Source organism: Bifidobacterium sp. 7101 (genome assembly GCF_000499285.1).
In the GTDB taxonomy this organism is placed as follows: domain Bacteria; phylum Actinomycetota; class Actinomycetes; order Actinomycetales; family Bifidobacteriaceae; genus Bombiscardovia; species Bombiscardovia apis_A.
Window position 1 is genome coordinate 77,972 of record NZ_AWUN01000002.1, and the last position, 19,442, is coordinate 97,413.

Below are 19,442 nucleotides of genomic sequence, written 5' to 3' on the forward strand. Positions count from 1 at the left end.
GACCGACCTGACTCGCCGGGGCGACAGGAAGCGGCGAGGTGGAGCACAGAACCGTTTACTTTTATGGACAAAAACCACAAAAATGAATTTTTCCCGAGAATTTACGTTTGAGAATAATTTATCGCATGTTCCTCCGGGGCCTCCTTATATCATGGAGCCATGAGTACCGCACCAAGGCTTGCAGCCGCCAAGAAGGACTGGGGACATGACGAGACCGGCTGCACGGTGCTGCACATTGACATGGATGCCTTCTACGCCTCCTGCGAAGTCGCCCGACACCCGCAATTGCAAGGCCGGCCGGTCATCATAGGTACAGGACGGCGTTCGGTGGTCTCCGCCGCCAGCTACGAGGCCAGGTCCTTCGGCATCAACTCGGCGATGCCCCTGGCACGCGCCAGACGACTGTGCCCTCAAGGGGTCTTCCTCCCGGTTGACATGGCCTATTACCGGGGCATCTCACGACGGATATTTGATACGGTTTTCTCACGAATCACCGATCAGATCGAACAGGTCTCTGTGGACGAATGCTACATGGACGTGTCCGGGGCGCTCATGCACTGGGGTATGCCCACGGCCATCGCCCGGTGGATCCGATCCAGCGTGGCATGTCAGTTCCACGTGACCTGTTCAGTGGGCATCGCCACCAACAAGTTGGTGGCCAAGATGGCCTCAACCAATGCCAAGCCCGACGGCATGCTGCTGATCCCCAAGGCCCGGCAGGCCGAGTTCGTCCAGCTGATGCCCCTGCGCGGCATTCCCGGCATCGGCCCTGCCTTGGAGAAGCGGCTCAACGCCTGGGCCATCAAGGATGTAGCCGACCTGGCCACCATGAGCGAGCGCGATCTGACTCGGGCCACAGGCTCGAGTCTTACAGCCAGGAAGCTGGCACAGGCCTCCCATGGACTGGACGACGATCCGGTCCAGCCGCGGGCGCCAGAGAAGTCCCTGGGCGCGGAACGCACCTTTCTGCACGACACCACCAGCATGAAGCAGGTCTGCGACCTCCTGCGCGTCTGCAGCAACGAGGTGGCCACGGGACTGCGATCGCACGACCTGATCGCCCGGACCATCACTGTCAAACTGCGCTTCGATGATTTGCGCTATATGACCAAGGCCCACACCCTGGAAACACCGGTCAACTCAGCCAACCGCATCTATCCGCAAGCGGTCGGCCTGCTCAAGGCCATGCTGGGGCTGCCCGATGGTGTGCCCATGGACACACCCCTTCCCCGGCTGATCCGTCTGGCCGGTGTCAGCGCATCCGGTCTGAGCCGGGTGGAGGACACTCCCATCCAGCCGTCCCTGGACGACATCATCCACGAGAGCAAACGTCACACGGGCAGCGAGGCCCAACGCCTGGATCAGGCAGAGGCCACCATGGACTCCATCAGGAGCCGCTATGGCAAGGGCTCAGTCAGCATGGGCCTCTAAGCGACGCTTCGCAGACGTCCCAGCGCCAGCTCCAGCTGCTCGTCAGCGATGGTTGACGAGAACCGCAGATAGTGGCCATCCCCATAGAATTCACCGGGACTGGCCAGAATACCCAGACGGGACAGGTCAGCCATATCGGCCCAACAGTCTCCCGAGCGGGCTTGTGCCCAGATATAGAGACCTCCCTGAGGCATGACGGCATCGTACCCGTAAGAGCTGAGAGCTTCAGCCAGGACATGCAGACGACGGGCGTAGACCTCGCGCTGTGCCATCACAGCCTCGCCGTCCTCCAGAGCGGCCCTCATGGCCCGCTGCACCGGACCCGGCACAATCAGTCCCACCTGCTTGCGGTAGGCGGTCATGGCCTCCACCAGATGAGCATCTCCGGCAACCAGTGCTGCCCTGTACCCAGCCATGTTGGACTGCTTGCTCATCGAGTACAGACAGAGTATCCCAATGGCATCGCCGCCACAGACTTGAGGCTCCAGGATGCAGGGCGCGGCTCGGGTGGGCCCTGACCAATCCAGCATGGCATAACACTCGTCGCTCATGACCGTCGCCCCTATCGAACGGGCCGCCCGCACGACCTTAGCGAGCCCAGCTTGGTCGATGATCCGCCCACTGGGGTTGCCTGGCGAATTGATCCATATTGCACGCACACCAGGCAGATTCACCCAAGAATCTATATCTGTCGGATCGTCCACGGTCGTGACCTGTGCTCCGGCCAGCTGGGTTCCGATGGCATAGGTGGGATAGGATACCTTCGGCTGCACCACCCGGTCCCCTGGTCCCAGATGCAGAAGGGAGGCCATGAGCGCCACCGCCTCCTTGGACCCAACCGTGGGCACCAGGTCCGCGTCCACGGCATCCAGATCGACCCCCCGATAGCGAAGGAACCAGTCGACCGCAGCCTGCCTCAGGGGACCATCACCGGCAGTTTTTGGATAACCTCGTGCCTGGCCATCATCCGAAGCCGCCGCCAAAGCATCCCTGACAGACCTGGGTACAGGATCCACCGGCGAACCCACCGACAGGTCGACCAGACCGCCGGGGCACTGCTCAGCACGCCGCCGGTAAGAATCAATCCTTGACCAGTCGTAGGGGGATTCGAAAGAGTGGAAGCCCATGGCCCGCCTTTCTCTTATAAATAAGCCGCGGTGGGATGGCTCCCATCCGCGGCTCGTCAGCCTTTATCGACTTACTTGTTGGGTGGCAGGGCCGCCACACCCTCCGGATCGTGATCGTAGGGGCCGACCGCAGCAGCGCCGCCGGCATCCCCCACCTCGGCGAAGAAATCAGTAGCCGCGTCCTTGTACCAGGTCCACTCCTCGGGCAGGTCGTCCTCGTAGAAGATGGCCTCCACCGGGCAGACCGGCTCGCAGGCACCGCAGTCCACGCACTCGTTGGGGTTGATGTAGAGCGAACGGACGCCCTCATAGATGCAGTCCACCGGGCATTCGTCCACGCAGGCCTTGTCCTTGACGTCCACGCAGGGCTGAGCGATGACGTAGGTCATGGGTTACCTCCTGAGTATGCGAGTACTCACTCTACACTGCAGCGCCGACGCTCCAGTCAGTCCAAACCGGCCTGCGTGGCCTTGGATATCTTCCCGCTGAGCTGATGCCGACCGAGCAGGGAGTGCCGGTAGGAATAGCCGAAGTATATGGCCAATCCTGCAGCCAGCCAGACTACGAATCGGATCCAGGTCAGCACGGTGAGGTTGAGCATGAGCCAGAGGCAGGCCAGGGCGATCAGAATGGGAACCCAGGGGTTGCCTGGCATCTTGAAGGACCGGGGCAGGTCAGGCCGGCGCTTGCGCATGATGGGCAGAGAGATGGCCACCAGCAGGAAGGCCGAGAGCGTGCCGATATTGACCATGTCGGACAAGACGTCTATGGGGAAGCAGGAGGCCACCACGGCCACCACGATGCCACCCAGGATCTGAATGCGGGCAGGCGTGCCATGACGACCAGTGCGGGACAGGGCACGTGGAAGAAGTCCGTCGCGGCTCATGGCGAAGACAATACGGGTCAGCCCCAGCAGGAGCACCATGACCACGGTGGTCAGCCCCACCACGATGCCGAAGGAAATGATCTTGGCGGCCCAGGGAGCACCGACCATCTCGAAGCCGGTGGCCAGGGAGGGGTTCTTGGCCTTGGCCAGATCCTTGTAGGAGACCATGCCGGTGGTGACGATGGCGACCAGTATGTACAGGGTGATGACGATCAGCATGCCCAGGCCGATTCCGCGGGGAATGGTCTTGTGAGGTTCCTTGGCCTCCTCGGAGGTAGTAGCTACAATATCAAAGCCCACGAAGGCGAAGAAGACCAGGGCAGCGCCTGAGAGGATGCCGGGGACACCGTAGATGGTGGGCTGCATGCCCGAGACCCACTGCCAGAGCGGCTGGCCCATGATTCCCGGCACGCTGGCACCAGGAACAGCCGAGGCCGGTTCGGACGGCGGGATGAAGGGCCGGTAGTTGTCCAACTTGACATAGAAGAAGCCCACCACGATGACGAAGACCACAATGCCGATCTTGAGGACGGTCAAGGCGCCGTCGAACCGGGCAGAAAGTTTGGTGCCCAGAACCAGAAGGACCGTGAAGAGGGTGACTACCGCCAGCGGGGCCAGGTCCACGTCCAGGCCGCCCACATGGAAGCTGGAGCTGAATGAGGTGCCCCCCATCAGATGGATGAAGTCGTTCAGGTAGACGCCCCAGTACTTGGAGATGACCGAGGCGGCCATGAGCATCTCCAGAATCAGGTCCCAGCCGATGATCCAGGCCACCAGTTCACCCATGGTGTTGTAGGTAAAGGTGTAGGCCGAGCCTGAAACCGGGATCATGGAGGCGAACTCCGCGTAACACATGACGGCTGCCGCGCAGACGATGCCTGCGATGACGAAGGAGATGATGACGGCCGGCCCCGCATGGAAGGCCGCCGCCTGGGCCCCCACCGAGAAGATGCCGGCGCCTACGGCCACTGCGACGGCCATGATGGCCAGGTCCCAGGTGGTCAGCGTCCGTTTGAGCGACCTGCCCTCCTCCCCGGTCTCTGCCAGGGTCTGTTCAACCGATTTCTTCCTGAATAATTCCATCCTGCTCCCAATCGTGAGGTATTGTGCCGTAAGCTCCTCCGGCCCATCACTATAGGAGATGGGAATACACAAGTCCGGACTTTGCCCATTTCGGGATACTACCCGCTGGGGAGCACGACCGGAACCACCTAATGCAAGCCGTGCGCTTCCGCTAACCTGCGCATCAGCTCTTGAAAAGTGCCAGGGCGTTCTCATAGGAGACCGCGCGGACCAGAGGGGCAAGATACTCCTCGTCATCAGGAATGACGCCTTGGGCCGCCCAGTCGCCCAGGAGACCGCAGAGCACCCTGCGGAAGAGCTCGTGCCTGGGGAAGGACAGGAAGCTGCGGGAGTCAGTGGTCATACCCACTGCATTGCCCAGGAGTGAGGTTTCTGCCAGAACCTCAAGCTGGCGGCGCATCCCGGTGATGGTGTCGTTGAACCACCAGGCGTTGCCAAGCTGAAGCTGGCCCCGATCATCGCCGCCGAAGCAGCCCAGGTCAGTGGCTATGGCCATGTAGTCGTTGGGATTGAGGGAATAGACGATGATCCTGGGCAGGGTGTTCGAGCGCTGCGCCTGGTCAAGGAGGGCCGCCAGGGGGGCGGCCACCGAACCGTCCGCCATGGCGTCATAACCCGTGTCGGCACCCAGCCGCTGGAAGGCTGTCGAATTGTTGTTGCGGCTGGCATGAAGATGGAGCTGCATGGTCCAACCTTTATCCTTGTAGATCCGCATGAGCTCAAGGAGGAGGGCTGCACGGTATTGGGCCTGCTCCTGCCTGCCCAGCCCGGACCCGGCTCTGGCCTTGCTGAAGATGGCATCCAGCTGCTCAACAGTCGCCGGAGCGAACTCCACCACATCGACAGCATGGTCGGAGAGTCTGGAACCATGCTGATGGAAGTAATCCACACGACTGTGCAGAGCGTCGACCAGGTCGCTGAAGTCATTGATAGGCTTGCCACAGACCGACTCCATTATGCCGATCCACTCGCCATACCCCTTGGCGGTCGGGTTCAGGGCCGCATCCGGGCGGAAGGCAGGGACCATCCTGAAGGACTCCCCCTCCTCAGCAAATCGATCGTGGTACTCCAGACTGTCCTCAGGGGAATCCGTGGTGCAGACCACCTTGACGTTCATGCGACGCAGAAGCGCTCTTCGCGAGAAGTCCGGAGTGGCCAGCTGCTCGTTGGTCTTGTCAAAGATGGACCTGGCGGTCTTGGTGGTCAAGGGTTCGCAGATGCCGAAGTACCTCCGTAGCTCCATGTGCGTCCACAGATAGACCGGGCTGCCCACAGCCTGTTCCATGGTCCGGGCATAAGCCATGAATTTGCCCCAAGGGTCGCCGTCACCGGTGATCAGCCGTTCCGGAACGCCATTGGCCCTCTCCAACCGCCATTTATAATGGTCTCCATAATTGTGACCATCCGTCAGCCAGGCATCGACGATATTATCGAAGTTGGGGTCCTCATAGATCTCCTTGGCGTGCAGATGGCAATGATAATCCACCAAAGGAAGATTCTCAGCCACATCATGGAACAACTCCCGAGACAGCTGCGTCCCGAGAAGAAAATCGTCATCCAGAAAAGCCACTACAAACTCCTTAGTCGAAAACAGCAGGTCCGGCATTCGAATTTCCGCGTTGCTCTCAATTCTCCTGTACGGGCCAAGGGGCAGGCGGGGCATCTACACGATCGGAACTCTCATATGCTGTTAGTCAGACTATGCGCGCCAGAAAAGGCACAGCATGATGTTGCCATGATTTGTCGGGACCTGCCCTGATCAGGAACCTGACGCAGCCTTGCCCGTACTCTGTCTGATGACCAGACGGGCCGGAACCGTCGGGGCTACAGACAGGTTGGCTCCGGAAAGGCGCTGCATGAGGAGGTCGGCGGCTCCCCGTCCAAGGGCTGAAAGGGACATATGAATGGTGGTCAGAGGCGGACTGCTCACCATGGACATGATGTCGTTGTCGAACCCGATGACCGAGACATCACGAGGACACTCGCAACCAAGCCGTCTTAAGGCCGCGATCAGGCCTATCGCCATCAAGTCGTTGTGGGCAATGACCGCTCCCGTAGGATTCTCCAGATATTTCTCGGCAAAGGAATAGCCTCCGTAAAAGGTGGGGGCGCAAGGCAGCGAGCGCTTGACGTTCATCCCCTTGGCCTCACCCTCATTGAAGATGTGCCGCCACCGTATGCCACCTGACCAGGAGGCTGCCGGTCCGTCCAAATAGGTAAGACTCCGGTACCCCAATGCGTGCAGGTAATCGACCGCCTGACATGCCCCCTTGGACGAGTCGATGCTGATGCTGGAGACGCCCCGAACATTACGGTTGACGCTGACCAGAGGACGCAGCTGGGCGCACTTGCGGATCATGGCATCGGGCATCCTAGGAGAGACCAGGATGATTCCCGAGACCACGGGGGCGACCGCATCGATGATCCTGCGCTCCCTGGTGATGGACTCCCGCGTATCAAGAATCAGGGTTTCGAAGTGGAAACGCTCGCACTCGTCCTGGATATTGCGGATGACGCCTGTGAAAAACTGATTGCCCAGGTCGGGCACAATGACCGCCACCAGCCCCCTGCCCTGGGAGTCTGACCTGCTGTCGACCATGTCGCTGTGATAACCCAACGAATCAGCGACCCGCTGAACCATCCGAGCGGTCGAAATGCTGACCCGATCCGGACGCGAAAAGGTGCGCGAGACCGTTGAAGGAGACACACCAGCCTGGCGGGCCACATCATATATGGTGATGCGGCGGCTGCCCTTGGAGGAACCGTCATCCGAATCTGCTTCGGTCTTCATCTATCCGTATCAGCCTTTCCTCCTCAGCCCCATGGCGCATGGAACACAGGCTAACGAGGCCGAGTACTTCTTAGCTTCCAAGTATAAGAAATTCCCCAGTGCCCATAACAGCCCACAGCAGTCTGGTGAGAAACAAACGGCAACTCCGAAGGTACACAAGCTCCGACTTGGGTAGGTTCGCAAGCAGGGGGTCTAGCGAATACGCCCAGTCCCCGCGGAATGGCTTTTTGATAAAGGAAGACACCGATGCTTCACCTGAGCGACGAGATACATAATAAGACTGCAGCCTGGCAGGAAGCGGGCGTGACCTTGCCAACCTATGACATTGAGGCCATGCGCCAGGCCACCAAGCGCTCGCCTACCTGGGTCCACTTCGGAGCAGGCAACCTCTTCAGGGCAGTTCACGCCCCCATTGCCCAACAACTTCTGGATTCAGGAGCCACCGACCGAGGCATATTGGCAGCCGAATCCTTCGACCCTGCCATCATCGACCAGGCCTACACCCCCTTCGACGGCCGCTATCTTCAGGTCATCCTGAAAGCGGATGGATCCATGAAAACCTCCTTGGTCGCCTCCGTTGCGGGCGCCTACCCGCTGGGCGAGGACCCGAAGCCCTTGCATGATCTGAAGCTGGTCTTCCGCAATCCAAGCCTGCAGATGGTCACCACGACCATCACCGAGAAAGGCTATGCCCTGGTCGACTCCCAAGCCCGGCCGCTGCCGTGGATCGCTCCGGAATTCGAGGGCGGACCCGACAAAGCCAAGAGCGCCATCGCAGTCATCACGGCCCTCCTGCTGGAGCGCTACCAGGCCGGTGCCCTTCCACTGGCCCTGGTCAGCACCGACAACTTCTCACGAAACGGTGAGCGGTTCGGCCAAGCCGTCAGACAGATGGCTGACGAATGGATAGGAAGGGGCCTGGCCGAAAAAGGCTTCGGCGACTACCTCAGAGACAAGAACAAGATCACCTTCCCGCTGACCATGATCGACAGAATCACTCCCAACCCTGACAAGGAGGTGGGTCGCCGTCTCAAGGCTCTGGGCATCGCCGATGCGGAACCTTTCCGGACCAGGGGCGGAACCGCTATGGCCCCCTATACCAACACTGAGGAAACCTGGTATTGGGTTGTCGAGGACGACTTCCCTGCAGGACGCCCGCCTCTGGAGAAGGCAGGGGTCTACATGGCCGACAAGGATACGGTCAACGCCGCCGACCAGATGAAGGTCACCACCTGCCTGAACCCCCTGCACACGGCCCTGGCCGTCTTCGGGATGCTCCTAGGATATCCGACCATGTCAAAGACCATCGCCGACCCGGACCTCAAGGCTTTGGTCACCCGCCTGGGGTATGTGGAAGGACTGCCCGTGGTCGAGGACCCGGGCATCTTCTCCCCCAAGGAGTTCCTCCGCCAGGTCATCGAGATCAGGGTCCCCAATCCTGGCCTGCCCGATACACCGGCACGCATCTGCGCCGACACCTCCCAGAAGATTCCGGTCAGATACGGAATCACCATCAGCAAGTACATCCAAGCCAAGGACCTTGACACCGCCGATCTGGAAGCCATCCCACTGATCATCGCCGCCTGGCTGCGGCTGCTGATCGGTTCGAACAGCAATGGAACTAACGATGCCGGACGGCCGGTCAAGTTGAGCCCAGACCCGCGCCTGGAGGAGCTTCAAAGGATTCTGGTTGACATCCCACTCAATGGGTCAGCCAAGAAGGAGACTCTGACGACGACCATCAAGTCCATCCTGGCCGATACCTCCATCTTCGGAACCGATCTGAACACCACCCCGCTGGCCGACAAAATCGAGACCTTCCTGACCGCCATGTGCCAGGGCAATGGCGCTGTAGCGAGCACCCTTCACAAGGCTGCAAGCGCCTGGTGACATCGGCAGTCCACTGATTGAACAAGGCAGGCAATGGCCGGGTCCGCCCGATCCGGATGTAAGGAGAAAACATCATGCACATGGGATTCCGCTGGTATGGCCAGGGCAACGACACCATCAGCCTGGACGATATTCGTCAGATTCCTGGGGTGGAGACCATCGTCTGGTCCCTGCACCATAAACAGGCAGGCGAGGTTTGGCAGCCGGACGAAATCGAAGATGCCATGTCCACAATCACCGAGTTGTCCGCCAGGGATCGGGCGGCAGGCGTAACCAAGACCTTCAACGCCGACGTGGTTGAGTCTGTCAACGTTCATGAGTCCATCAAGACCGGTTCGACGGTCCTCGGAATCAGCCGGGACCAGGCCATTGACGCCTACATCGAGACCGTAGCCAACCTGGGCAAGGCCGGGGTCAAAGTCGTCACCTACAACTTCATGCCGGTCTTCGACTGGCTGCGCACGGAGATGTTCCACCCTTGCCCAGACGGGTCCACCGCCCTCTACTACAACCAGCACCAAGTGGACCAGCTCAGCCCGCAGGGAATCATCGACGAAACCCTGAAGGGGGCCGGATCCCTGACTGTGCCCGGCTGGGAACCTGAACGGCTTGCCCATCTTCCTGAACTGATGGAGGCTTATCAGGGAATGGACCACGAGCAGATGTACGCCAACTACAAGTACTTCCTGGACGCCGTGGTCCCCACCTGCGAGCGCTACGGGGTCAAACTGGCCGTCCACCCAGACGACCCTGCCTTCGACCTGTTCGGCTGGCCGCGCGTGGTCTCCAGCAAGGAGGGAATCCAGCAAGTGCTGGACCTGAATCCCAGCCCCTGCAATGGGCTGTGCCTGTGCCTGGGATCCTTCTCATCCAGACGGGGCAACGACGCCGTGGATGCAGTCAAAACCTTCATGGACAGGATCTACTTCAGCCACGTGCGCAACATCCGGTTCACCGATGAGCAGGGCTCATTCTACGAGGTGGGTCACCGCGCTAGCGAGGGGAACGTGGACACCGTCGGCATCATGAAGGCCTACGCCGAGGCCGATTACCAGGGCTACATCCGCCCCGACCATGGACGGCATTTGTGGAGCGAGAACACGGAGGCCGGCAGACCGCGGCCAGGCTACGGCCTTTATGACCGTGCCATGGGCATCCAGTATCTGCTTGGAGTCTGGGACGCTTACCGCTACAACCGTTGATGAAGTATAAGCCAGGCAAGGGGGCCCTTTATTTTCTCATTGCCGCCGCTCTAGCACCTTATTGCTTGGTCTCATCCGCCAAGACAAGCCTGGCCCGACGGCGAAGCAGACCTGAAATGTGAAGCAGAAGGAATCCTTAACAATAAGGAAGTGTCTGATGCCAGTCAGGGTCAATCGCAAACCCGACCCGGCATCAGACACTTATTCAGTGTTCCCGCCAGGACCACGCCCTGCAGGAAGTCTCTTTCAACCTTGGAAAGCCAACATACTGCAAATGCGATAGTCAAAATTGCCTCGAGGCAACTGACCCCTCGTTTGCGCTGTTGGCTCATGCCAATCGGTCAATCAGGGGCTGGACACCCCGGTCAGCCAAATCGTCCAGGTTCTTCTGCATAGCTTCCGTTAGTCCAGCAATCCTGGTCAGGTCATGGCCCCAAATGGAAGCATCGGAAAGAATCCGATTGACAAAATCCTCCTGACCAGCAGCCTTGTGGAAGGCATCGATGACCTTTTGATCATCCTGAATCTTCACAGCCTCACCGGCCTTGCCGCCATAAGTCCACAATAGGCAGGACAGCGCCAGGATGATGCGTTCGGGAAGCCCACACCCCTGCTCTAGGTTGGCCGTGACCAGCGGGAGAAGACGGGAGACGAATTTGGAGACCGAGTTCAACCCTATCGAGTCCAAAGAATGCTGGACAAAGGGGTTGTCGAACCGCTCGCGAACCGCAGCAGCGAAGTTCTCCAGCTCCTCCTTGGGCAGGGTCTGAACGGGAATAATCTCCTCCTCCATCTCGCGGGTAATGAAAGAGCGCATGGTCTTATCGCCCATGACCTGTCCTACAGTCTTGAATCCGGCCAGCCGAGCCACCTGGGCCATGGTGGTATGAGGACCGTTGAGCAGATAAACCTTGCGCTCACGGTAGGGCTGTACAGCATCGCAGGTCACCAGGTCGATTCCTGCCTTCCGCGCGGGAAGCAGCTCTTGAACCTTGCGCTGGGCGGTCTGGTCTCCGGCTACGACCCAGAGCAGAAAGGGTTCGGCCTTGACCATGTTCTGGTCCTCGTAGCCCAGCATCTCCCAAAGCTCCTGGGCATCTTCGCGCGGGTAGCCGGGGACTATCCGATCCACGAGAGTGGATACGAAAGTGTTCTCCCGATCGAGCCATTCGATGAAGTCCTTACCCCATCCGAACCGTTCAGCGACATTTATCAGAGCCCGATGCAAGGCCGGACCGTTGTCAGCGATGAGCTCACAGGGCATAATCAGGTAGCCTGGCATGGACCTGTCGAACCTCCGCTTGAGCAGATCAGCCAACTTCGCCGGATATCCCGCTGGTGGCTGATCCGTGACCTTATCCCCATCGTTGACGGCAATGCCTGCTTCGGTGGTATTGGAGATGATGATCTGCGTGTCGGGATCATCGGCAAGAGCCAGAAACCCCTCCCAGTCCCGGTAGGGGTTGATAGTCCTGCCGATGGAGTCAATCAACTCATGGCTGCGGACCGGCTGTCCATCCTTGAGACCTTCCAAAACGACTGTATAGAGCCCTTCCTGGTCCTCCAGGGCTTGGACTCTGCCATTTGCACGGGGCTGGACCACTGCTACGTTTCCCCCAAACACGCCCTTGTTGTTGAGCTGCTGCACTATCCACTCAACAAATCCTCTGAGGAAATTTCCCTCACCGAACTGTATGATCCTGATGGGCCGTCGAGTTGCCTTTGAACTGGTCAATCCCAGATGCATGGCCACTGCTTCCTGCAGTCTTTCCACAATGCTTCCTCTCCGTCCTTTTGCCTGGCGCCCGCTGACCGCCATGTCCTGGGAAACCGCATAACTTTCCTTCCATAACCAGGACTGATGGATCCGACAGGCCTGTCTCAACCAGCGACAAAGCGGGTGAAGGTCCGATTCGATCATTGCAGTTTTCAAGCTATGCGATAGGGGAATGGCAGAGGAATATGTTGCCGGCTGTTGCTTGTCCTGGCATTGCTGATGGGCATCTGTCAAAAACAGACCCTCAGATCTTCGGATCGATCTGAGGGTCGGAAGAAGAGGATCCTGAAGATGGGGCTACCAGGCCAAGTCGATGCCCGGAGTAACGGGCTCGGGAATCAGGCGGATGCCGAAGGTGGAATCGACGCCTTTCTGTATGGCACGGGCCAGGGCCACCATGTCGTCTGAGCCGGCACCTCCCCGGTTGGTCAAGGCCAGCGTGTGCACGTCGGACAGGGCGGCAGCCGACCCCTGCTCCAAGGCGAATCCCTTGTGGAAACCTGAATGATCAATCAGCCAAGCTGCAGAGGTCTTGACCAATGCCGAACCCTCGACAGGGTAACGAGGGGCATCCGCCGGCAGGGCATCAGCGGCCTCACGAGTGATGATCGGATTGGTGAAGAAACTCCCGCAGCTGTGGCGGTCAAGCAACACCCGCTCGCCCCTGGGGCCGTGAAGGTCATCCTGGACCGACTCCAGAGCCTCTTCCAGGTCGGAGGTTCGACGGCATGATCCCATCCAATCGGTCAGGTACCGGTAGGGATCCTCCAACATCCCCTTGTCTGCTCTGACGGTCAGAACCGCCTGTCGAATCCGCTCAAGGGGAAGCGTTGCTCCTGGCTCCACGCCCAGTGCCTTGGCCAGCTGGACCGAACCCACCCGAGCTTCTGATCCGTGTCGCAGGACCAGGGTGACCGAAAGCACCACGTAGCGCGGCGTTGGGAAGAACCGTGCGTCGGGCACAGCCGGCGCCTGGTACATGGTCTGCTTGAGCAGGGAGGTCCTGTATCCGAAATCCAAATCCGAGGCGTGCAAATAAGCGGTGACTTTGTCCTGGCGATCCCAGACCTCAACCGAGTCGACCAGGCGTCCGACCTCCTGGCCGTAGGCGCCGATGTTCTGGACTACCGAAGCCCCGACAGTACCTGGGATGCCGGATAGACCCTCCAACCCGATCAGGTGCATGCGCACGCAGTAGGAGACGAGGTCATCCCAGTTGGTCCCAGCCGTGGCATTGATGTGAACGACGGGAAGGCCACCCTCAGGCGGTGCCACCTCGTCAGGCACGCTGATGTCCTGACGGGTATCACGCACAACCACGCCCGGGAAATCCTGGTCAGAGGCAAGCAGGTTGGACCCCCCACCGATCAGGCAGAGAGGCAGCCTCTTGGAATCCGCGCCCTCCACAGCCTCGATCATATCCACACGGCTTCGGGGCTGAACGAAGGCGGCCATGCTCCCGCCCACACCTATGGTGGTGATATCGGCAAATGTCGGAGTTGAGATGTTGGCAGTGGCTGCTTCTGACATGTATTTCACTGTATCATCGCAGGCGACAGAGTTGATCTAGAGCCTTTCTTGCCTACCAGCCATCTGATCTGCTGTCCTGATCTGCCTTCTCGACCCACTGGCTCGATACAGTGAATTACGGCAGACAAAAGCAAAATATAGAGCCGCACATGGGTAGGTGCTCTTGATTTATCCGCGGTCAGCCGATGCTACCAACAAGGACGGCAGAGTCTGAATAACCTCTTATAAGGAACGCCTATAGAGGCGCTGTTGTCTCAGCATCCGAAAACGGGTTTGATAATCCCTGAAGCACGCCAACGTCTAGGCCACATTCAGAGGAGCGGGCCGTCATGAGCAAAGGATTCGCAACAAAAGCCGTCCATGACGGCTATGACTGTCAAAACCTTGTCGGAGGCGCGGCCAGCGTCCCCATCTATCAGTCGGCCGCCTTTGACATGGTCACTGCCGACCGGGGGGATGCCCTGGCCGCCGGTGAAATTCAAGGATTCTCCTACTCACGCCTGGCAAACCCCACGGTCAAGGTCCTGGAGGACCGCCTGGCCAGCCTGGAGGGGGGCAAGGGGGCCGTGGCCATGGCCTCAGGGATGGCCGCCGTGTCATCAGCCCTCATGTGTGCAGCCGAGGGCGGCGGGAGGCTGATCTCCCCGGTCGACCTCTATGGGACCTCCGTGGATGCCATGAAGACTTTCTTCCCCAACTTCGGTATTGAGACGGATTTCGTGGACGACATCAACGACCTTGATGCAGTGGAATCCCTGATCCAGGACAACACCAGGGCCATCTTCGCCGAGTCCGTGGCCAATCCGTCCACAGCCATCGCCGACATCCCCGGTCTGGCCGACCTGGCCCACCGGCATGGGCTGGCCCTGATCATAGACAATACGGTGCCCACGCCATATCTGCTCAACCCAATCGACTTCGGTGCCGACATCGTCGTCCACTCGACCACCAAGGGGATCAGCGGCCACGGCAACGCCCTGGGCGGGGTCATCGTGGATGCAGGACGGTTCGACTGGGGCAACGGCCGCTTCCCGCAGATGAGCCAGCCCGAACTGATCATCAGCGACGAGCGGCACGGGTCCATGGTCAGCTTTCTGGAAGCCTTCGGCAAGATGGCCTTCCTCCACAGGGTCCATACCAAGTACCTGCATACCTTCGGGGCGGTCATGAGCCCCTTCACCGCCTACCTACAGCTGACCGGCCTTGAGACCCTGGCACAGCGGGTCGCTGCCGAGGTGAAGACGGCGGAAGTCCTGGCCCGCCATCTGCTGACCATCCCCCAGGTGGAGCGGGTCAACTATTCGGGTATTCCCGAGGGCCGGCACCAGGGCGATGCGGACCAGCAGGACCGCCTGGCCTCGACCCTGCTGCCCAAGGGTGTCGGCACCATCCTCTCCTTCAAAGTCCAGGGAGGCTATGAGCAGGTCAAGCGCATCGTGGACTCGGTGCGTCTCATGAGCTACATGCCCAACATCGGCGACTGCCGCACCCTGATTGTGGACCCGGCCAGGATCACCCACAGGGAGGTTCCGGGCCCCTATCGCCTCAGCGCAGGCGTGGGCGACGATCTGATTCGAATCTCCGTGGGTCTGGAGAACCCGGGCGACCTGATCGCCGACCTGGATCATGCCTTTGCGGCCGCCTACCGGGACACTCTCTGAAGACCGAGCCCCTATATCGCAAAACCCATAATGCAGGGCAGGCATGTAGACAGATTTGCATAAGGAAACACCCTTGCATAAAAAAGAACCCGGCCAAATGGTCGGGTTCCGATGAAGCCAAAAGACGGGAAAACTCAGCGGGTCTCCCGGTGCAGGGTATGCTTGCCGCAACGGGGGCAGAACTTCTTGAGCTCCAGACGGTCAGGAGTGTTACGACGGTTCTTGGTCGTAATGTAATTACGCTCCTTGCACACGGTGCACGCCAGCGTAATGCCAGGACGGATATCTGCGGCTTTTGCCATGGTTCACCTCTATAGTCGTTGCACGACCGACGTATGTCGGCCACAGTAGCGAGGAAGAGACTCGAACTCTTGACCTTACGATTATGAGTCGTACGCTCTAGCCAGCTGAGCTACCCCGCCAGAGAGCCTCGGGTGAGAATCGGACTCACGACCTCTTCCTTACCAAGGAAGTGCTCTGCCACTGAGCTACCGAGGCGTGGCGGATAGAGGATTCGAACCTCTGAAGCATTACGCGGCTGATTTACAGTCAGCTCCCTTTGACCGCTTGGGAAATCCGCCATGCCGCACTAGAACCGGAGCTCCGTACGGCAACTTGCCTATAATGACATGTTTTTCCGTTTTCCGCAAGTCCCGCTCCAACGTCGTGTCTTCCCTGTCAGAGCGGGACCGGACAGGTCAGAAATCCCAGTCGTCGTCGTCCGTTTCCACGGCCTTCCCCATGACGTAGGAGGAGCCCGAGCCGGAGAAGAAGTCGTGGTTCTCGTCGGCGTTGGGGCTCAGCGAAGCAATGATGGCCGGATTCACATCGGTGGTGTCCGAGGGGAAGAGGGCCGGATAGCCCAGGTTCATCAGCGCCTTGTTGCCGTTGTAACGCAGGAACTTGGTGACATCCTCAACCAGGCCCACCCCTGAGTACAGGCTCTCGGTGTATTCCACCTCGTTGTCGTACAGGTCGCCCAGGAGCTCATAGGTGTAATCGCTCATGGCCTGGCGCTCGGAGTCGGAAACCTTGGCCAGCCCCTTCTGGTACTTGTAGCCGATGTAGTAGCCGTGGACGGCCTCGTCCCGGATGATCAGACGGATCAGGTCGGCCGTGTTGGTCAGCTTGGCATGGCTGGAGAAGTACATGGGCAGGTAGAAGCCCGAGTAGAAGAGGAAGGACTCAAGCAGGGTGGAGGCCACCTTGCGCTTCAGGGGGTTGTCGCCCTCGTAGTAGTCCAGGACGATCTGTGCCTTGCGCTGGAGGAACTCGTTGTGTTCGCTCCACTCAAAGGCGGCGTCGATCTGAGGCGTGGAGGCCAGGGTGGAGAAGATGGAGGAGTAGGACTTGGCGTGGACCGACTCCATGAAGGCGATGTTGGTATAGACCGCCTCCTCATGGGGGGTCAGCGCATCCGGGATCAGGCTGACGGCGCCCACGGTCCCCTGGATGGTGTCCAGAAGGGTCAGCCCGGTGAAGACCCGCATGGTCAGGGTGTGCTCTTCCTCGCTCATGGCCTGCCAGGAGGGCAGATCATTGCTGACAGGGACCTTCTCGGGCAGCCAGAAGTTGCCGGTCAGACGATCCCAGACCTCCAGGTCCTTCTCGTCCTCCAGACGGTTCCAGTTGATGGCGGAGACCCGGTCGATCAGCTTCAGCGGCTGCCGGGGAATGGAAATGGGTGGGACCATGGTTGATTGCTCCTTGTTGGATAGGTGTTCGACAGTGCGACGCGAATCATGACAGGACCGTCAGTCTACCGCATGGACGGACCGACCTGTGGATGTGGATACCAAAGGGTCGGTGCCGCCCTTGAAGACGGCACCGACCAGTGATTGCATATGTCTTAAGGACAGGTGCCTTAAAGCATGCAGCTGACGCAGCCCTCGACCTCGGTGCCCTCCAGCGCCTGCTGGCGGATCCTGATGTAGTAGAGGGTCTTGATCCCCTTGCGCCAGGCGTAGATCTGAGCCTTGTTCAGATCGCGGGTGGTGGCCGTGTCGGGGAAGAAGAGGGTCAGCGAGAGCCCTTGATCCACATGCTGGGTGGCCTCGGCGTAGGTGTCCACGATCTTCTTCCAGCCGATCTCGTAGGCATCCTCGAAGTAGTCCAGGTTGTCGTTGGTCATGTAGGGGGCCGGGTAGTAGACGCGCCCGATCTTGCCCTCCTTGCGGATCTCGATCTTGGATGCGATCGGGTGGATGGAGCTGGTGGAGTGGTTGATGTAGGAGATGGATCCGGTCGGCGGAACAGCCTGGAGGTTCTGGTTGTAGATACCGTCCTTGAGGATGGCCGCCTGAAGTTCTTTCCAGTCCTCAACCGTGGGAATGTGGACCTGGTACTGGTCGAAGAGGTCCTTGATCCGCTGGGTCCTGGGCTCCAGGGAACGGCTGCCCTCGGTGTACTTGTCGAAGTAGTTCCCCTGCCCTGCCGGCTTGGCATAGTCGGACTTGGCGAAGGAGGCGAAGGCCTTCCCCCGCTCCACGGCCAGGGCATGGGAGGCCCTGTAGGCGTGGTAGGCCACGGTCATGAAGTACATGTCCGTGAAGTCCAGCCCCTCCTCGGACCCGTAGTGGATGCCCTCGCGGGCCAGGAAACCATGGAGGTTCATCTGACCCAGACCGATGGCATGGCCCTCGTCGTTGCCCCGCTTGATGGAGGGGACGGCCTCGATATTGGTGTGGTCGGAGACGGAGGTCAGTGCCCGCACCGAGGTTTCGACCGTGTCGGCCAGGCCGCCGTCCATGGCCTTGGCGATGTTGAGGGACCCCAGATTGCATGAGATGTCACGGCCGATATGCTCATAGTCCAGGTTCTCGGAGTAGGTGCTGGGCTCCTGGACCTGCAGGATCTCCGAGCAGAGGTTGGACATGGTGATCCGGCCGTCGATGGGGTTGGCCTTGTTGACCGTGTCCTCGAAGAGGATGTAGGGGTAGCCGGACTCGAACTGGATCTCGGCCAGGGTCATGAAGAAGTCGCGGGCGTCAATGTACTTCTTGTGAATCCGCTTGTCCTTGACCATCTCCTCGTAGTGCTCGGTGATGGAGATGTCGGCAAAGGGCTTGCCGTAGACCCGCTCCACGTCGTAGGGCGAGAAGAGGGCCATGGGCTCCTTGCGCTTGGCCAGCTCGAAGGTGATGTCAGGGATGACCACGCCCAGGGCCAGGGACTTGATGCGGATCTTTTCATCTGCATTCTCCCGCTTGGTGTCCAGGAAGCGCATGATGTCAGGATGGTGGGCCGACAGGTAGACGGCGCCGGCACCCTGGCGGGCACCCAGCTGGTTGGCGTAGGAGAAGGAATCCTCCAGGAGCTTCATGACCGGGACCACGCCGCTGGACTGGTTCTCGATGTGCTTGATGGGTGCACCCATCTCACGCAGGTTGCTGAGCAGCAGGGCCACGCCGCCGCCCCTCTTGGACAGCTGCAGGGCGGCGTTGACGCCACGGGAGATGGACTCCATGTTGTCCTCGATACGCACCAGGAAGCAGGAGACCGGCTCGCCGCGCTGGGCCTTGCCCAGATTCAGGAAGGTTGGGGTGGCGGGCTGGAAGCGTCCGGAGATGATCTCATCCGTGTACTTCATGGCGGCCTGCTCGTCTCCGTCGGCCAGCTCCAGGGCCACGGCCACGCAGCGCTGGGGGAAGTCCTCCAGGTAGCGCTTGCCGTCGAAGGTCTTCAGCGCGTAGGAAGTGTAGAACTTGAAGGCGCCCAGGAAGGTCTCGAACTCGAAGCCGCTCTCGGCCGCATGCTTGTAGATCCTGTCCAGAAACTCCGGGGTGTAGCTCTCGAAGACCTTCCGGTCATAGTACTCGTGGTCCAGAAGGTAGGCGATCCTCTCGGCCGTGGAGGGGAAGGTCATGGTGTTGGGACCCACGTGCCGGTCCATGTACTGGCGCTCGGCCTCATGGTCCTTGTCGAACTGGATCCTGCCGTCCTTGTCATACAGGTTCAGCATGGCGTTCAGGGCATGGTAGTCGTGAGCCGGATCGAAGGTCTCCTCATCCTCGGATGCGGTCCTGTCCAGAGCCAGGGACGTGTCCTCGTTTGCTCCCATCGGG

General features: G+C 60.0%; 14 protein-coding genes and 3 tRNA genes. 4 read left to right on the top strand and 13 right to left on the bottom strand.

Annotated elements, in window-relative coordinates; all coding sequences use genetic code 11:
* Positions 1-159: 159 nt before the first annotated feature.
* Positions 160-1,431, top strand: a complete 1,272-nt coding sequence (gene dinB / locus P272_RS0103005) for a DNA polymerase IV (RefSeq protein ID WP_029678073.1) — start codon at positions 160-162, stop codon at positions 1,429-1,431.
* Here dinB and dapC read toward each other — a convergent pair.
* The 5 genes from dapC to P272_RS0103030 form a co-directional block, all read right to left on the bottom strand.
* Entirely contained in the window at positions 1,428-2,558 is a 1,131-nt protein-coding gene (dapC, locus tag P272_RS0103010; RefSeq protein WP_029678074.1) for a succinyldiaminopimelate transaminase, read from the bottom strand. The two genes, dinB and dapC, sit on opposite strands and share 4 nt — an antisense overlap.
* A gap of 71 nt (positions 2,559-2,629) precedes the next feature.
* Entirely contained in the window at positions 2,630-2,947 is a 318-nt protein-coding gene (gene fdxA, locus P272_RS0103015) for a ferredoxin (protein ID WP_029678075.1), read from the bottom strand.
* A 56-nt stretch (positions 2,948-3,003) separates the two neighbouring features.
* Complete coding sequence (locus tag P272_RS0103020) at positions 3,004-4,527, bottom strand: amino acid permease (RefSeq protein ID WP_029678076.1); 1,524 nt, start codon at positions 4,525-4,527, stop codon at positions 3,004-3,006.
* Positions 4,528-4,690: 163 nt separating this feature from the next.
* A complete protein-coding gene (gene uxaC / locus P272_RS0103025) occupies positions 4,691-6,097 on the bottom strand; it encodes a glucuronate isomerase (protein WP_029678077.1) in 1,407 nt (468 codons plus the stop codon).
* Between the two features lie 189 nt (positions 6,098-6,286).
* The gene (locus P272_RS0103030; protein WP_044097722.1) at positions 6,287-7,318 is read right to left on the bottom strand and encodes a LacI family DNA-binding transcriptional regulator; all 1,032 of its coding nucleotides are present in this window, start codon (positions 7,316-7,318) and stop codon (positions 6,287-6,289) included.
* A 246-nt stretch (positions 7,319-7,564) separates the two neighbouring features.
* Here P272_RS0103030 and P272_RS0103035 point away from each other — a divergent pair, with 246 nt between their 5' ends.
* Positions 7,565-9,208 carry a mannitol dehydrogenase family protein gene (locus tag P272_RS0103035; RefSeq protein ID WP_029678079.1) on the top strand — a complete coding sequence of 548 codons (1,644 nt, stop codon included), beginning with the start codon at positions 7,565-7,567 and terminating at the stop codon, positions 9,206-9,208.
* 74 nt (positions 9,209-9,282) lie between these two features.
* Complete coding sequence (locus P272_RS0103040) at positions 9,283-10,410, top strand: mannonate dehydratase (RefSeq protein ID WP_029678080.1); 1,128 nt, start codon at positions 9,283-9,285, stop codon at positions 10,408-10,410.
* A 328-nt stretch (positions 10,411-10,738) separates the two neighbouring features.
* Here P272_RS0103040 and P272_RS0103045 read toward each other — a convergent pair whose 3' ends face one another.
* On the bottom strand, positions 10,739-12,229 hold the full coding sequence (locus P272_RS0103045) for a tagaturonate reductase (protein WP_253269657.1): 1,491 nt from the start codon (positions 12,227-12,229) through the stop codon (positions 10,739-10,741).
* A gap of 255 nt (positions 12,230-12,484) precedes the next feature.
* Entirely contained in the window at positions 12,485-13,717 is a 1,233-nt protein-coding gene (locus tag P272_RS0103050; protein WP_029678082.1) for an FAD-binding protein, read from the bottom strand.
* A gap of 329 nt (positions 13,718-14,046) precedes the next feature.
* On the opposite strand from P272_RS0103050, the gene P272_RS0103055 reads away from it, so the two are divergent.
* Entirely contained in the window at positions 14,047-15,378 is a 1,332-nt protein-coding gene (locus P272_RS0103055; protein WP_029678083.1) for an O-acetylhomoserine aminocarboxypropyltransferase/cysteine synthase family protein, read from the top strand.
* Positions 15,379-15,512: 134 nt separating this feature from the next.
* Here P272_RS0103055 and rpmG read toward each other — a convergent pair whose 3' ends face one another.
* The 6 genes from rpmG to nrdE all read right to left on the bottom strand — a co-directional run bounded on the left by rpmG (position 15,513) and on the right by nrdE (position 19,438).
* Positions 15,513-15,680: a 50S ribosomal protein L33 gene (rpmG, locus tag P272_RS09065; RefSeq protein ID WP_015022386.1), complete on the bottom strand. Its 168-nt coding sequence runs from the start codon at positions 15,678-15,680 to the stop codon at positions 15,513-15,515.
* Between the two features lie 46 nt (positions 15,681-15,726).
* Positions 15,727-15,800 (bottom strand) — tRNA-Met (locus P272_RS0103060).
* Positions 15,801-15,804: 4 nt separating this feature from the next.
* A tRNA-Thr gene (locus P272_RS0103065) sits at positions 15,805-15,876 on the bottom strand.
* 1 nt (position 15,877) lies between these two features.
* Positions 15,878-15,959 (bottom strand) — tRNA-Tyr (locus P272_RS0103070).
* A gap of 117 nt (positions 15,960-16,076) precedes the next feature.
* Positions 16,077-17,072 carry a class 1b ribonucleoside-diphosphate reductase subunit beta gene (gene nrdF / locus P272_RS0103075; RefSeq protein WP_029678084.1) on the bottom strand — a complete coding sequence of 332 codons (996 nt, stop codon included), beginning with the start codon at positions 17,070-17,072 and terminating at the stop codon, positions 16,077-16,079.
* 170 nt (positions 17,073-17,242) lie between these two features.
* Positions 17,243-19,438 (bottom strand): class 1b ribonucleoside-diphosphate reductase subunit alpha, encoded by a 2,196-nt coding sequence (gene nrdE / locus P272_RS0103080; protein WP_029678085.1) that lies wholly within the window; start codon positions 19,436-19,438, stop codon positions 17,243-17,245.
* Positions 19,439-19,442 lie beyond the last annotated feature (4 nt).